A 12,390-nucleotide genomic window follows, 5' to 3' on the forward strand; every position below is an offset into this window, starting at 1 on the left:
TCATTGAAACGATCTTTCTTTTAGCTCCAGAGGAAATTGATAGAGACCTATTCTCTCAACCCCAACCCGGTACCCCAAGAGAATCCAGGGAAAGTTGGAGAATAACTCCACTACGCACATCCATCTCAAGATTCAGAAAATTTTGAATAGGCTTTTAGTTACTCCAATCACATACGCCCCTTCGTAACGCCTCGTTGAATATGGACGGCGGCCTTCCAAACCACCCGAAATTTCCCACCCACATTCGCCCTTGTGAGCCTACAAACCCCGTAGATAGATTCCGTTCCTGCCACGGTCGATCCCGTGGTCCGGATCGCAGTCCGGAATTGTCCAGTGAGCTGAAAAGCGCCAGCGCTCCCAGCGAAGGCGCTTTTTATCGCCTGCTGCTTGGCGCAGCTATGGCGAACCGTGCGGGGCAGGCTTCTGCCTGGCCGGGTTATTGCTCACACCGACAACCGGTACTGCGACCCCGCACGGTCCGCCGCCCTTTCCGGGCGGGCGGCTCCTTCCTCCGAAACAGGAGCAACGGAAATGCCTAAACACCCACTGTTCGTTGTACGTGCCTTGCTGTCCTCCCTCCCCTTCGCCTCCATCCCGGAGGTGCGTCATGCCTGATCGCAAGCTGGTACCGCTGCAATCCCAGGCCTTCGATGGCGTGCTGTATGTCGACCTTTCCGCCCCTGCGGAGCATCTCTACGACGTGGCCGAGCGCCGGCTGAACGCGCTGGAGGACCTGCTGCGGGTGCTGGAGGTGCACGAAGGCCATGATGTGCTGGTGCATGAAACGGCGCGGGTCGCCTCCGCCCTGGTGCCGCTGGTGGGCGAGGCCCGGCAGTTGTACGAACTGGCGCGCAAGCGCGCACTGGCCCCCGCCAACGCGTAACTCCGCTCCACTGCCTGACCAGGCCGGCGCCCGTGCGAACGGGGCCGGCCTTTTTCGTGCGGGCTCAGTCGCGGTCGGGCGCGCCCAGCGGGAACAGCGGGCGGTAGGGCCGGGCCTCGTCCACCGCCCTGGCGAACGAGGGGCGTGCCAGCAGGCGGGCGCGGTAGGCGCGCAGGGTCGGGTAGGCTTCGCCGATGGGGTGCGTCCAGTCGGCGTAGAACAGCGAGGGCGCGGCCGCGCAGTCGGCCAGGGTGAAGGCTTCGCCCGCGGCCCAGGTGCGGCCCGGCAGTTGGCCTTCCAGCCAGGCGTAGGCGCGTTCGAGCTTTTCCACCGCGTCGGCCAGGGCTTCCTGGCGCTTGGTCGCATCGCCCGTCAGCGCGCCGCCCACGGCGTGTTGCACCGGCGTCATCACGTGCAGGTCGAAGAAGCGGTCGAGAAAGCGCACGTCCAGGGCCGCCAGCGGGTCGTCCGGCAGCCAGCGCACGGGGCCGCCGTGGGTGAGCTGCAGGTATTCGATGATGATGCTGCTCTCGGCGAGGCTGCGCTCGCCGTCCAGCAAGAGCGGGAACTTGCCCAGCGGCCATAGCCGCAACCACTGCGCCGCGTGCTGCGGCGTATCGGGGCCGATGCAGCGGAATTCGAAGGGCGTCTGGTTCTCGTACAGCGCCATCAGCACCTTCTGGGTGTACGAGGAAAACGGGTGACCGTAGAGCACGAGCGCCATGGCGGACCGCCTGTTTGCTGTGGGTGTGCCAGCGGCAAGTGGTAGCACAGCCTGCCGGGGGCTGCACTCCAACCGACCGGCGACGCGTTGTCCAGTGGTCGCTTTTTATTATCGACAATGTATGTAAATTCCTGGCGCCTTATATTCGGCAGAGGTTCAAAAGACCACGGAAACTGTCACCTGGAATTTACAATTCCAATAACAAAATCAAATAAGAATTTCCTACATGATTTCATTCCAAGATTATCGAAAAATACTCTGCGGGCGCCTTGGACAGGTAGGCGAACGACAGCTAGCTTCAGCTTGAACGCCGCAGTCCTGGCACCCTCCACCATCCACAGGGAAGTACGAAGATGGCCTTCGATCGCTTCAATTCCCGTATTGCAATCACCCTCGGCCAATTCACTTTATTGAAACGCGCCGACCTGTTATTCGACCGTTATAGCGAGCCCTATATAGTTTCCCTCGCCATCGATACTTCGAATATCCAGCAGGGTGCCCTTACTTTCAATTACATGCCCTTCCCGAAAGTTCGCCAGGGCTCGACGGTGAGCATGCTCGGCGACGGCCATCTGCTGTATGGCCCGGCCAACCCCGGCGAGTACGTCGCGCTGTCGTTGCTGATGATGGAATCCGACCGCGACCTGCGCGAGGCGGGCGAGCGCATCCGCGACGTGGTCGGCAGCAAAGCCGCCGACCTGGGACTCAAGGCGGTGATGCTGGCCAACCCTGGCTCCGCCGCCGTGGTCGCCTTGCTCAAGGAACTGACCGCCTTCACCGCCGGGCGCCTGGCCAGCGATGGCGACGACGAGCTGTTCCGCACCGAGGGCGCCTTCCTGCGCGACCAGCCCAACCCCTACCACATCAACCGCAGCTACCGGCAGGGCAACGACTTCATCGACCTGGAGTTGCGCATCCTCCCGCTCGACGCCCCCAACGGCGAAGGCGCCACCCCGCAGACGGTGGAACTCGCCTGAGCCCTGCCCCATTACCGAGGAACGCACCATGGTCACCGGACTGGATCTGTACACGCTCGCCGCCACGAAAAAGAACCAGAAGTACGCCAACGTGCTGGTCCCCAAGGACAACCCCAACTGGAACGGCCCCTGGGATTGCGCGGAATTCGTGTCCTGGGTGGCCTACCAGAAGCTGAAGAAGCTCTACGGCTGCGTGAACAACCAGGGCAACCCGGCGACCACCGAGGCCTATTCCGGCGCCTGGGTGCATGACGCCAGCAACGGCACCCTCATCCCCACCAACGAGGCCGACGCCATGCTCACCGCCGGCGTGGTGCTGGTGCGCAAGCCGCCGCTGCCTGGGCACATGGGCCACGTCGCCATCACCGACGGCGCCGGCAAGACCATGGAGGCCGCCGGCACCGGCCTGGGCGTGCGCGCCGGCAATGTCACCGGGCGCGTCTGGGACTATTACTGCCGCCTGCCCGGTGTGAGCTACAGCAGCAACCCGGGCACGCCCAGGCTCAAGCCGCCGCCCTCGGTCATCCGCCTGGAGCAGCCGAACGTGAAAGGGCCGAAGGTGACGGAAATCCAGCAGGCGCTGAAGGCGGCCGGCTTCGACCCCGGCAAGATCGATGGCGCCTACGGCCCGCACACCACCGCGGCCGTGGCCGCCTTCCAGACCACCCACCGCCTGGTCGCCGATGGCGTCGTCGGCCCGGCCACCGCGCGCGCACTGAAGATCCAGTGGCCCTGAGCAGGAGACCGAGCATGGAACAGCAACCGATGAAGGCACCCTTCTACCCGATCATCTACGTGCGCGGCTACGCCATGAGCCGCGGCGAAATCGACGAGACCACCGCCGACCCCTTCTGCGGCTTCAACCTGGGCTCCACGGTGATGCGCGCGGTGGCCACCGCGGGCGCGCCGCCGCGCAAGTTCGTCTTCGAATCGCCGGTGATCCGCCTGGCCAGCCAGTTCGGCTACGGCGACGTGTACGAGGACGGCTATGACGTCCTCGACCCCAACTGGCTGACGCAGAAGAACAACAAGCTGGCCGCCCGCTCCATCGTCATCTACCGCTACTACGACCCGGCCTCCACGCTGCTGGGCGTCGGCAAGACGCCGAGCATGGAGCAGTTCGCCCAGGGCCTGAACGACCTGATCCTGCACCTGCGCGACCTGGCCTTCGCCAACCCGGCCAACGAGCTGGCGAAGAAGGAAGACTTCCGCTGCCACCTGGTGGCGCACTCCATGGGCGGCCTGGTGTGCCGCACCTTCCTGCAGAACCCGGCCTGCGGCTCGCCGGAGGCACGCGCGGCGGTGGACAAGTTCTTCACCTACGCCACGCCGCACAACGGCATCGACGTCGCAGGCCTCAATGTCCCGGCCTTTTCGCTACCGTTCGACATCGACAACTTCAACCGTGACAAGCGCATGCGCGACTACCTGCGCCTGCCCAAGCTGCCGAAGGGCTACGACAAGGTCGACCTGCTGCCCGAAAGCGCCCTGCCCTCCAGCCGCGTGTTCTGCATGGTGGGCACCAACCGCAGCGACTACGAGGTGGCCGCGGGCCTGTCGCGCACCTTCGTCGGCCACGGCAGCGACGGCCTGGTGCGCATCGAGAACGCCACGCTGCACGGCCTGAACGCCGACGGCACGCTCGGCGAGGAATGCGCCAAGGCGTTCGCCTACCGCGCGCATTCCGGCTTCTTCGGGATCGTCAACAGCGAGGAGAGTTTCCAGAACCTGGTGCGCTTCCTGTTCGGCAACGTGCGCGTCGACATCTGGCTGGACATCGACGAGCTGCGCCTGCCCAAGGAGGTGCTCGACGCCGCCGATGGCGCCCCGGTCAACGCGCTCTACCAGATCGAGCTGCTGGCCTCGCCGCGCAGCAAGCCCTGGTACCTGTCGCGGCGCACGGCGGAGGAGGATTCCGCGGCCTGCCTCACCCAAGCGGACTGGAAGCCGGGCACGCAGCTGTACCTGTCCAGCGTGTTCCTCGCCGAGTTCGGCAAGGTCGACCCCGAACTGCCCGGCCTGGCCTACAGCCTCACCCTCGGCGTGCGGGTGCCGGACTACGAGATCGACAAGCGCTTCTGGCCCAACAGCCACTACGAAGGCAGCTACCTGTACCGCGACACCGTGATCATCCAGCTGGAACGCCCCACCGACGGCAGCGACCAGTGGACCATCCGCTACGCCTGGCAGAACACCGGGATGAACACCGCGACCCTCCCGCTGCAGGCCAACGAGCTGGACGGCAGCGGCATCCAGGTGTTGCTGCCGATCGACAGCGACGTCCAGGGCAACCCCGACGCCGCCGCCATCAAGGGGCAGGTGCGGTTGATGGTCTCGACCTGGAATCCGGAGGGCACCTGGCCCTGACGGCCGGCTGCACAAATCTTCCAGACGCCGCCCACCCGCGCGGTATGCTGAACGACTCGCGGGCGCGGCGGAGGCGCGGCATGCACAGCGACAACTGGATCGACCTGGCGCAGGATGCCGACACCGGCATCGAGACGCTGCGCGCCCATTTCAAGGGCCATGCCTACGATCCGCACTGGCACGACGCCTACCTGATCGGCTTCACCGAAACCGGCGTGCAGCAGTTCCGTTGCCGCCAGGCGCGCAACGTCAGCACGCCGGGCAAGGTGTTCTTCCTCGAACCCGGGGAGATCCACGATGGCGATGCGCCCACCGCCGGCGGTTTCACCTATCGCATGCTCTATCTCGATCCGCAGTGGCTGGAGCGCGAGGTGGGCGCGCTGTTCGAGGAGGCCCCGGCCGATTGCCAGTTGAGCGTGCCCCAGGTGCTGTTCGACGACACGCGCATGGCCGCCGCCATCGACGCCGCCTTCCAGGCTGTGCATGACCAGGATCTGCGCATCGTGCGCCAGGCGGCCCTCGACGAATTGCTCGGCGGCCTCACCCAGCGCCTGCACTGGCGCAAGCGCATCGACGACCCCCCGCGCCTGCCGCTGGTGGCCCTGCGCGCCCGGGACTACCTGCACGCCAACCTGATGCGGGACATCGACCTCGACGACCTGGCCCGCGCCGCCGGCTGCGACCGCTTCCGCCTCAGCCGCGCGTTCAAGGAGGCCTTCGGCCTGCCGCCGCACGCCTACCTGATCCAGCTGCGCCTGGCCCGCGCACGCCAGTTGCTGGGCCGCGGCCTGGCTCCGGCGCAGGTCGCCGCCGACCTCGGTTTCGCCGACCAGAGCCATCTGGGGCGCTGGTTCCGCCGCGCCTATGGCGTTACCCCGGCGTACTACCGGCAGCGCTGCTCAAAGCTTCCAGACTGACGGCCGGGCCGCGGCGAGGATAGCGGCTCCACGTCCCACGGAGCCCCCGCCATGATCCAGGCCCTGCAGCAATGGCTGCCCTTCCTGCTGTTCGCTTTCGTCGCCGCCATCACCCCCGGGCCGACCAACCTGCTGATCTTCAGCAACAGCGCCCGCCACGGCTGGAGCGCGGCGCTGCCCATCGTCTTCGGCGGCTGCGGCGGCGCGGCGCTGGTGGTGCTGGCGGTGGGCAGCGGCCTGGGCGAGCTGCTCGCCGGGCGGCCGCAGGTGCAGGGCATCATGGCCGCCGCCGGGGTGCTGTGGCTGACCTGGCTGGCCTGGCAGATCTGGAGCAGCCCGCCGCCCGGGCTGGAAGAAGCCGTGCCGGCACGGCGCGTCGGCTTATTGGATGCGGTGCTGCTGCAACTGGTGAACCCGAAGAACTGGACGGTGGCCCTGGCGGTGATCGGCGTCTATGCCGGCCAGGGCGACGACCGACTGTTGCGAATCCAGCTGATGTCGCTGTTGTTCTTCATGGTCGGCGTGCCGTGCCTGAGCGCCTGGGCCGGGCTCGGCGCCGGCAGTGCGCGGTTGTTGCGCTCGCCGCGGGCGTTGCAGCGGTTGAATCGGGGGTTGGCGGTGCTTCTGGTGCTGTCGGCGTGGGCGGGGGTTTTGTAGGAGGGGTGGAGCCGGGAGGCCTGTGGTGTGTGGCCTGAAGAGCGCCCTCTCCCTAACCCTCTCCCTGAAGGGAGAGGGGACCGTTCGGAGTGCGTTGGTGTTTCGGCGTTAGATGGCTAGGTGTGGGGAAAGCCCGAGCGCCGATGTCATTCCCACTGTAGGAGCGCGCCCTGCGCGCGAATCGCGGGCAAGGCCCGCTCCGGTTCCGGGAAGCACTGCTCTTCGTAGGATGGGTTGAGCTTGCGATACCCATGCTGCCGTGGTGATGGGTATCGCTTCGCTCAACACCATCCTACGAAAAGCACCTCGGCACAAGACAGTTGCTCCATACCGGTGCGCATGGCTTCTTGTAGGAGCGAATCGAGCGAGCAGGCCTACGGCCCCCTCACCCTAACCCTCTCCCGGAGGGAGAGGGGACCGTTCGGCGTGCGCGGGTGTTTCGGCGTTAGCCGGCAACTACGGGATTCCCAACTGACTCCATCTCCCTTCTCGGCACGGACTAGCCCCCTCTCCCTCCGGGAGAGGGCTGGGGTGAGGGAAAAGCCCGAGCGCCGATGTCACACCCATGCAGTCACCTACCAGCGATAGCGCAGCAGCCGTCCGATACGGCCCAGGGTGGGCCAGCGCTGCATCAGTTGCACGAATGCGCGGGACGACCAGGCCATCCGCCGGCATTCCTCGGGGGTGTAGGTGAGGCGCTCCTCGACCAGTTGCAGGCCCGGCACCAGCGCTTCCAGCTCCTTGGGCTCGTCCAGTGCCCAGTGCACCCGGGCGCCGCGTGCCCAGAAGGGCAGGAACAGCCCCAGCATGCGGATGCCGAAGCGGTTGTAGCCGTCGAAGATCAGCTCGCCCTGGGGGAAGCGCGCCAGCAGGCCGCGCAGCAATGCGCTCACTTCCGCTTCGCGCAGGTAGGGCATCAGGCCTTCGGCGACGATCAGCAGCGGGCGGCCGGTGGGCAGCGCGTCGAGCCAGGACGGGTCGCCCATGGCGCCGGGCAGCAGGGTGCAGCCTTCGCGTGCCGGGTATACCTCGCTGCGCAGCGCCAGCACGTCCGGGTAGTCCACTTCGAACCAGGCCACGCTGGGCGGCGGGTCCAGGCGGAACACCCGGCTGTCCAGGCCGCAGCCCAGGTGCGCCACGCAGGCGTCGGGGTGGGCGGCGAGGAATTCGGCGGCCCAACGATCGAGCTTCCAGGCGCGCAGGGCGATGCCGACGTAGCTGCTGCGGCCCAGGCGGAAGCGCGCGAAGTCGTAGTCCAGGCGCGCCAGCGCGGCGGCCGCGAAGCGGTCCTGCAGCAACGAATCGGGCAGGCGGCTTTCCATGGCCTTGGCGTAGAAGGTGATCAGCAGGGTTTCCTTGACCCCGCCGAGCTGGACGCGTGGCATTGGCGGCTCCCGGGGCGGACGACGGCACCGCCCTCCCCCGCAAGCCTAGGACCGCTTCCGCCGATGCCGCAAGCGCAGCGGCGCCGTCGGCTCAGCGCAATTGCAGGCGGGCCCAGTCCCGCGGGGCGATCTCGCCGGCCAGTTGCAGGCCGCCGCGGGCGTCGCTGAACAGCACCAGCGAGGTGCCGTAGCCGGGGGTTTCCAGGTCCCGGTGGCTGAGCGCCTGGGCCAGTTGCTCCATGCATTCGCTGTGGGTGACCAGGATCAGGTTGCGGTGGCTGGCCTTGTGTTCCAGCACGTGGTTGAGCAGGTTGCCGGTGCAGTCGGCGACCCAGGCCTGGCCCAGGGTGCCGTCGCCGAACATCAGGCTGGCGGTCTGCAGGGTGCGCGTCAGCGGGCTGGCGTAGACGTCGGCATTGCCCAGGCCGAAGCGGCTGCGGTAGTCGTCGCCCAGGGCCGTGGCCAGTTCCCCGCCGCGCACGGTGATGCCGTCCTCGGCGCCCAGGCAGGGGGCGTCGGAGCGGTCGCAGCGTTCGGCGTGGCGCACCAGCACCACCACCTCGCCCAGGCGCCAGTGCCGGGCCAGGTCGTCCTCGCCCGGCAGCGGCGGGCGCTGCGCCGCGACGCACAGGGCCACGGCCAGCAGGCCGAGCAGCCCGCAGGCCAGGGCCATTACCCGTCCGGATGGACGCCGCCAGGTTTCCGGAATCTGCCTCACTTCGCCACAGGCCTCGCGCTCGATGGTTCGGGACGCACCCGGCACGCTGCCGGATGCTGGCCGCCATCCTGCACGGGCGAAGGTGAAAACTCCGCGAGGCGAATGTGAGGATTTCGTTGAGCGCCGGCCGCCGCTCGGGAGGCCGACGACCCGCAGGGCCAGGACCGTCGGCGGGCCCTGGCCGGGCGGGGGTCAGTCGCTGATGCCCTGGATGTCGTTGAAGGTGGACAGCAGGGTGTTCAGCGAGTCCAGGCTGCGGTCCTTGTCCGGGGACTTGGCGTGCAGTTCCCGCACCGCGCCTTCGACCGCCGCGTTGGCGGCCTTCCAGTCCTCCGGGCTCTTGCGCTTGAGCTCGGCGGCGGCGGCGCGCCACTTGGTCTGCAGGGCGTCGACCTTGGCCCGGGCGGTGGCGAAGTCGTCGGCGCCCACCGCGTCGAGCGACTCCTCGGCCAGGCGGCCGTATTCGCTGAGGTCGCCCAGCGGGCCCTGCTGGTCGTCGGCCTCCATGCCGCTGGGCGGTGCGGCGTCCTCGGCCCAGGCCGGGTTGTGTGCGACCGGAACAACAGCAACCAGCAGCGCCGCCAGCGCTGCCGCCAATACCGTCCGCGAGGAAGAACTCATCGTCTGGCTCCTTAGGCTGGCCAATGTGACTTCGAGGAGTGTAGAGGCTGGACGGTCAAATTTGCAGCCACCGGGCATGGCCTCGGTAAACCGGGAACGCCATCGAGAAAACCCTCATCAAGGAATTTCCCTACAGCACATAACGCTCAGCTCCCACGAGCCGGATCGATAGTCTTCCCGCCGTCATGGCGTTTGCCATGACAGGGTGTCGCAACCCAAAGGTCCTTCAGCACAGCAGCAGCATTCAAAGCAAAGGCGCTACCTGCGCCTAGCGTTTGCCTTGGTCATGGCTGGCCGTGCAGGGCAGGCTTCCGCCTGGCCGGATTCTCCTTGGACCTCCGGTTTGCGACCCCTGCACGGCTCGCCGCCCTCCGTGTCGCAACGGAAGCGGCGGGTTCCATCCGGTCCAAGGAGCGTAAGGAAATGCACCAGTTCCCTTCCAAGCCCGCGCCCCTCCGCGCGAAGAACGCCCGCCCGGGCATTCAAGAGCCTTTCAGGATTCGTGAGTTCAAACCCCTTCCGGAAAGCTCTCAGGCCTTCTCCGAAGTGCTTTACATCGACACGCTGGCTCCCTCGACGCAGTTGCTCGACACCGCCCTGCAGCGCCTGCGGGCGCTCGGCGGCGTGCTCGACCTGCTGGAGGAGCACCCCGCCGCCAGTGCCTCGCAGTGGGACCTGGCGCGCTGGAGCGCGACGTTGCGCATGCTCCACGCCGACACCCAGGCACTGCTCGAGGCTGCGCACCAGCGCACCCACGAGGAGCGCCCGGAGTAACCGGCCCCCGCCGCGCCCGCCTCAGCGGCTGGTCTGCAGGCGGCGGCGCGCGGCGTGGCGTTCCAGGGCCAGGTCGATCAGCCGGCTGACCAGTTCGCTGTAGCTCATGCCGGCGGCCTGCCAGAGCTTGGGGTACATGCTGATGCGGGTGAAGCCGGGCAGCGAGTTGAGTTCGTTGACCAGCACCTGGCCATCGCCGGTGAGGAACACGTCGACCCGCGCCAGGCCCGAGCAGCCCAGCACCTGGAAGGCTTCCACGGCGAGCTGGCGGATGCGTTCGCAGGCCGCGGCATCGATGTCCGCCGGCACCACCACCCGGGCGGCGTCTTCGTCGATGTACTTGCTGTCGTAGGAATAGAAGCCGCCGCGCACCACGATCTCGCCACAGCCGCTGGCGATGGGCTCGTCGTTGCCGAGCACCGCGCACTCGATCTCGCGGCCGTTCACCGCGGCCTCCACCAGCACCTTGTCGTCGAAGGCCAGGGCCTGTTGCACGGCGGCGACGTAGCCGGCCTCGTCCTCGACCTTGCTGACACCCACCGAGGAACCCAGGTTGGCCGGCTTGACGAACAGCGGCAGGCCCAGTTGACGCTGCGCCTCGGCGAAGGGCGTGCGCGCGGCGTTGGCGCGGGTCAGGGTGATGAAGGGGGTGATGGCGATGCCGGCGTCGCGCAGCAGGCGCTTGCTGACGTCCTTGTCCATGCAGATGGCCGAGCCGAGCACGTCAGCGCCGACGAAGGGGATGTCGGCCATGCGCAGCAGGCCCTGCAGGCAGCCGTCCTCGCCCTGGGTGCCGTGGACGATGGGGAAGATCACGTCGACGTGGTCGAGCAACTGCCGGCTACCGGTTTCCACCAGCTGCCGCTCGGCCTTGCCGGGCACCACGGCCAGCTCGCGGTTGGAGCGGTTGAGCGCGATCAGCGCCGGGTTCTCCTGGTTGAGCAGGTAGTCGGAGGCGTCGTTCAGGTGCCAGCGGCCGTCCTTGTCGATGCCGATCAGCACCGGCTCGAACCGCGAGCGGTCCAGGGCATCGACTATGTTCTTCGCCGACTGCAGCGACACCTCGTGCTCCGCCGAACGCCCACCGAAAATCACCCCGACACGCAACTTGCCCATGACTGCCTCCAGCTTGCTGATGGGCGCTTCTTATCATGGTGGGGGGGATTTTTACAGGAGCGGTGGTCGGGTGAGAGAGCTTGCGGAGGGTGCCTACCGGGTACCTGGGTGCTCGGGCTTGGCTCCGCCCCCTCTCCCTAACCCTCTCCCTGAAGGGAGAGGGGACCGTTTGGAGTGCGTGGGTATTCCTGAGTCAGCCGGCAGCACCGAAGGTTTCCGGCTGGAACCATTCCTCCTCTCGGCACGGACAAGCCCCCTCTCCCTTCAGGGCGGGGCGCGCAGCCGAGGGCTGGGGAGAGGGCGCTCTTGAACACAGCACCTACGCCGCCGGCAAACACCATTCGCGAGCAAACTCGCTTACGAAAAGCCAAAAGCCGGAAAGCTGAAAGCTGAAAGCACGGACAGCCGGAAAAGCCAGCCCAGCCTCAAACCACCGCCAGGTGCATCTTGCGCCTTGGCGGCGGGAAAGCCGCATCCAGCTTCGCCAGGTCCTCCCCATCCAGCCGCAGCTGCAGCGCCGCCGCATTGTCGCGGACATGCACAGCCTCCACCGCCTTGGGAATGGCGATCACCCCTTCCTGGCGGATCAGCCACGCCAGGGCCACCCGCGCCGGAGTGGCGCCGTGGCGTTCGGCCACTTCGCGCAGGGTGGCGTTGCGCAGCAGGCGGCCGCCCTGGCCCACCGGGCAGTAGGCCATCAGCGGCATGCGCTGTTCCTGGCACCAGGGCAGCAGGTCCCATTCGATGCCGCGTTCTTCCAGGCTGTATTGCACCTGGTTGGTGGCGCAGTGCAGGGCGCCCAGTTCCCGCATGTCGTCGAGGTCGAAGTTGGAGACGCCCCAGCGGCGAATCTTGCCGTCCTGGCGCAGGCGTTCGAAGGCCTCGACGGTTTCCTCCAGTGGGTACTGGCCGCGCCAGTGCAGCAGGTAGAGGTCCAGGCAGTCGGTGCCCAGGCGCTTCAGGCTGCGCTCGCAGGCCGCCGGCACGCCGCGGGCGCTGGCGTTGTGCGGGTAGACCTTGCTGACCAGGAAGACCTGCTCGCGCAGGCCGCGGATGGCTTCGCCGACCACCTCTTCCGAGCCGCCCTCGCCGTACATCTCGGCGGTGTCGATCAGCCTCAGGCCCAGCTCGACGCCTTCGCGCAGGGCCGCCACCTCGCGCTTGCGCGCCGCCCTGTCCTCGCCCAGCCGCCAGGAGCCCTGGCCGATGGCCGCAACCCGCGCGCCATCGGCGAATACCACCTCTTTCATG

Annotated in this window: 14 protein-coding genes; 7 read left to right on the forward strand and 7 right to left on the reverse strand. The window is 67.4% G+C overall.

What is annotated here, in order from left to right; all coding sequences use genetic code 11:
* Window positions 1-607: 607 nt before the first annotated feature.
* A complete protein-coding gene (locus tag FG99_RS02390; RefSeq protein ID WP_043267059.1) occupies window positions 608-883 on the forward strand; it encodes a hypothetical protein in 276 nt (91 codons plus the stop codon).
* Between the two features lie 64 nt (window positions 884-947).
* Here FG99_RS02390 and FG99_RS02395 read toward each other — a convergent pair whose 3' ends face one another.
* Together FG99_RS02395 and FG99_RS33145 are read right to left on the reverse strand one after the other, a co-directional pair.
* Window positions 948-1,607, reverse strand: a complete 660-nt coding sequence (locus tag FG99_RS02395) for a glutathione S-transferase family protein (RefSeq protein WP_043267061.1) — start codon at window positions 1,605-1,607, stop codon at window positions 948-950.
* Window positions 1,608-1,905: 298 nt separating this feature from the next.
* The gene (locus tag FG99_RS33145; RefSeq protein WP_371263857.1) at window positions 1,906-1,980 is read right to left on the reverse strand and encodes a hypothetical protein; all 75 of its coding nucleotides are present in this window, start codon (window positions 1,978-1,980) and stop codon (window positions 1,906-1,908) included.
* On the opposite strand from FG99_RS33145, the gene FG99_RS02400 reads away from it, so the two are divergent.
* From FG99_RS02400 to FG99_RS02420, 5 genes are all read left to right on the forward strand, one after another.
* Window positions 1,961-2,584 carry a hypothetical protein gene (locus tag FG99_RS02400; protein ID WP_009618994.1) on the forward strand — a complete coding sequence of 208 codons (624 nt, stop codon included), beginning with the start codon at window positions 1,961-1,963 and terminating at the stop codon, window positions 2,582-2,584. The two genes, FG99_RS33145 and FG99_RS02400, sit on opposite strands and share 20 nt — an antisense overlap.
* Before the next feature lie 28 nt (window positions 2,585-2,612).
* Window positions 2,613-3,320 (forward strand): peptidoglycan-binding domain-containing protein, encoded by a 708-nt coding sequence (locus tag FG99_RS32715; RefSeq protein ID WP_051878371.1) that lies wholly within the window; start codon window positions 2,613-2,615, stop codon window positions 3,318-3,320.
* Window positions 3,321-3,334: 14 nt separating this feature from the next.
* The gene (locus FG99_RS02410; protein ID WP_177330884.1) at window positions 3,335-4,951 is read left to right on the forward strand and encodes a lipase family protein; all 1,617 of its coding nucleotides are present in this window, start codon (window positions 3,335-3,337) and stop codon (window positions 4,949-4,951) included.
* Window positions 4,952-5,031: 80 nt separating this feature from the next.
* Entirely contained in the window at window positions 5,032-5,868 is an 837-nt protein-coding gene (locus tag FG99_RS02415) for an AraC family transcriptional regulator (protein WP_043267063.1), read from the forward strand.
* 51 nt (window positions 5,869-5,919) lie between these two features.
* On the forward strand, window positions 5,920-6,525 hold the full coding sequence (locus FG99_RS02420) for a LysE family translocator (RefSeq protein WP_043267064.1): 606 nt from the start codon (window positions 5,920-5,922) through the stop codon (window positions 6,523-6,525).
* Between the two features lie 575 nt (window positions 6,526-7,100).
* On the opposite strand, the gene FG99_RS02425 is transcribed toward FG99_RS02420, so the two are convergent.
* The 3 genes from FG99_RS02425 to FG99_RS02435 form a co-directional block, all read right to left on the reverse strand.
* A complete protein-coding gene (locus FG99_RS02425) occupies window positions 7,101-7,910 on the reverse strand; it encodes a class I SAM-dependent methyltransferase (RefSeq protein ID WP_043267066.1) in 810 nt (269 codons plus the stop codon).
* A gap of 91 nt (window positions 7,911-8,001) precedes the next feature.
* Window positions 8,002-8,583: a lipopolysaccharide core heptose(II)-phosphate phosphatase PmrG gene (locus FG99_RS02430; protein ID WP_043267067.1), complete on the reverse strand. Its 582-nt coding sequence runs from the start codon at window positions 8,581-8,583 to the stop codon at window positions 8,002-8,004.
* Window positions 8,584-8,820: 237 nt separating this feature from the next.
* Window positions 8,821-9,249, reverse strand: a complete 429-nt coding sequence (locus tag FG99_RS02435) for a hypothetical protein (RefSeq protein ID WP_141766024.1) — start codon at window positions 9,247-9,249, stop codon at window positions 8,821-8,823.
* 546 nt (window positions 9,250-9,795) lie between these two features.
* On the opposite strand from FG99_RS02435, the gene FG99_RS31900 reads away from it, so the two are divergent.
* The gene (locus FG99_RS31900) at window positions 9,796-10,023 is read left to right on the forward strand and encodes a hypothetical protein (RefSeq protein ID WP_141679779.1); all 228 of its coding nucleotides are present in this window, start codon (window positions 9,796-9,798) and stop codon (window positions 10,021-10,023) included.
* Between the two features lie 21 nt (window positions 10,024-10,044).
* Here the strand turns inward: FG99_RS31900 and ddlA are convergent, their stop codons facing one another.
* Both ddlA and FG99_RS02450 read right to left on the reverse strand, forming a co-directional pair.
* Window positions 10,045-11,139 (reverse strand): D-alanine--D-alanine ligase, encoded by a 1,095-nt coding sequence (gene ddlA, locus FG99_RS02445; protein WP_009618983.1) that lies wholly within the window; start codon window positions 11,137-11,139, stop codon window positions 10,045-10,047.
* A 425-nt stretch (window positions 11,140-11,564) separates the two neighbouring features.
* Complete coding sequence (locus tag FG99_RS02450; RefSeq protein WP_043267071.1) at window positions 11,565-12,389, reverse strand: aldo/keto reductase; 825 nt, start codon at window positions 12,387-12,389, stop codon at window positions 11,565-11,567.
* Between the last annotated feature and the right edge of the window lies 1 nt (window position 12,390).

It is taken from the genome of Pseudomonas sp. AAC (assembly GCF_000725445.1).
GTDB classification, from domain to species: Bacteria; Pseudomonadota; Gammaproteobacteria; order Pseudomonadales; family Pseudomonadaceae; genus Pseudomonas; species Pseudomonas citronellolis.

What these genes read in the sequence shown, in the direction of transcription:
- FG99_RS02390 (WP_043267059.1), top strand. Translation starts at nt 608, where the DNA reads ATGCCTGATCGCAAGCTGGTACCGCTGCAATCCCAGGCCTTCGATGGC.
- FG99_RS02395 (WP_043267061.1), bottom strand. Translation starts at nt 1,607, where the DNA reads ATGGCGCTCGTGCTCTACGGTCACCCGTTTTCCTCGTACACCCAGAAG.
- FG99_RS02400 (WP_009618994.1), top strand. Translation starts at nt 1,961, where the DNA reads ATGGCCTTCGATCGCTTCAATTCCCGTATTGCAATCACCCTCGGCCAA.
- FG99_RS32715 (WP_051878371.1), top strand. Translation starts at nt 2,613, where the DNA reads ATGGTCACCGGACTGGATCTGTACACGCTCGCCGCCACGAAAAAGAAC.
- FG99_RS02410 (WP_177330884.1), top strand. Translation starts at nt 3,335, where the DNA reads ATGGAACAGCAACCGATGAAGGCACCCTTCTACCCGATCATCTACGTG.
- FG99_RS02415 (WP_043267063.1), top strand. Translation starts at nt 5,032, where the DNA reads ATGCACAGCGACAACTGGATCGACCTGGCGCAGGATGCCGACACCGGC.
- FG99_RS02420 (WP_043267064.1), top strand. Translation starts at nt 5,920, where the DNA reads ATGATCCAGGCCCTGCAGCAATGGCTGCCCTTCCTGCTGTTCGCTTTC.
- FG99_RS02425 (WP_043267066.1), bottom strand. Translation starts at nt 7,910, where the DNA reads ATGCCACGCGTCCAGCTCGGCGGGGTCAAGGAAACCCTGCTGATCACC.
- FG99_RS02430 (WP_043267067.1), bottom strand. Translation starts at nt 8,583, where the DNA reads ATGGCCCTGGCCTGCGGGCTGCTCGGCCTGCTGGCCGTGGCCCTGTGC.
- FG99_RS02435 (WP_141766024.1), bottom strand. Translation starts at nt 9,249, where the DNA reads ATGAGTTCTTCCTCGCGGACGGTATTGGCGGCAGCGCTGGCGGCGCTG.
- ddlA (WP_009618983.1), bottom strand. Translation starts at nt 11,139, where the DNA reads ATGGGCAAGTTGCGTGTCGGGGTGATTTTCGGTGGGCGTTCGGCGGAG.
- FG99_RS02450 (WP_043267071.1), bottom strand. Translation starts at nt 12,389, where the DNA reads ATGAAAGAGGTGGTATTCGCCGATGGCGCGCGGGTTGCGGCCATCGGC.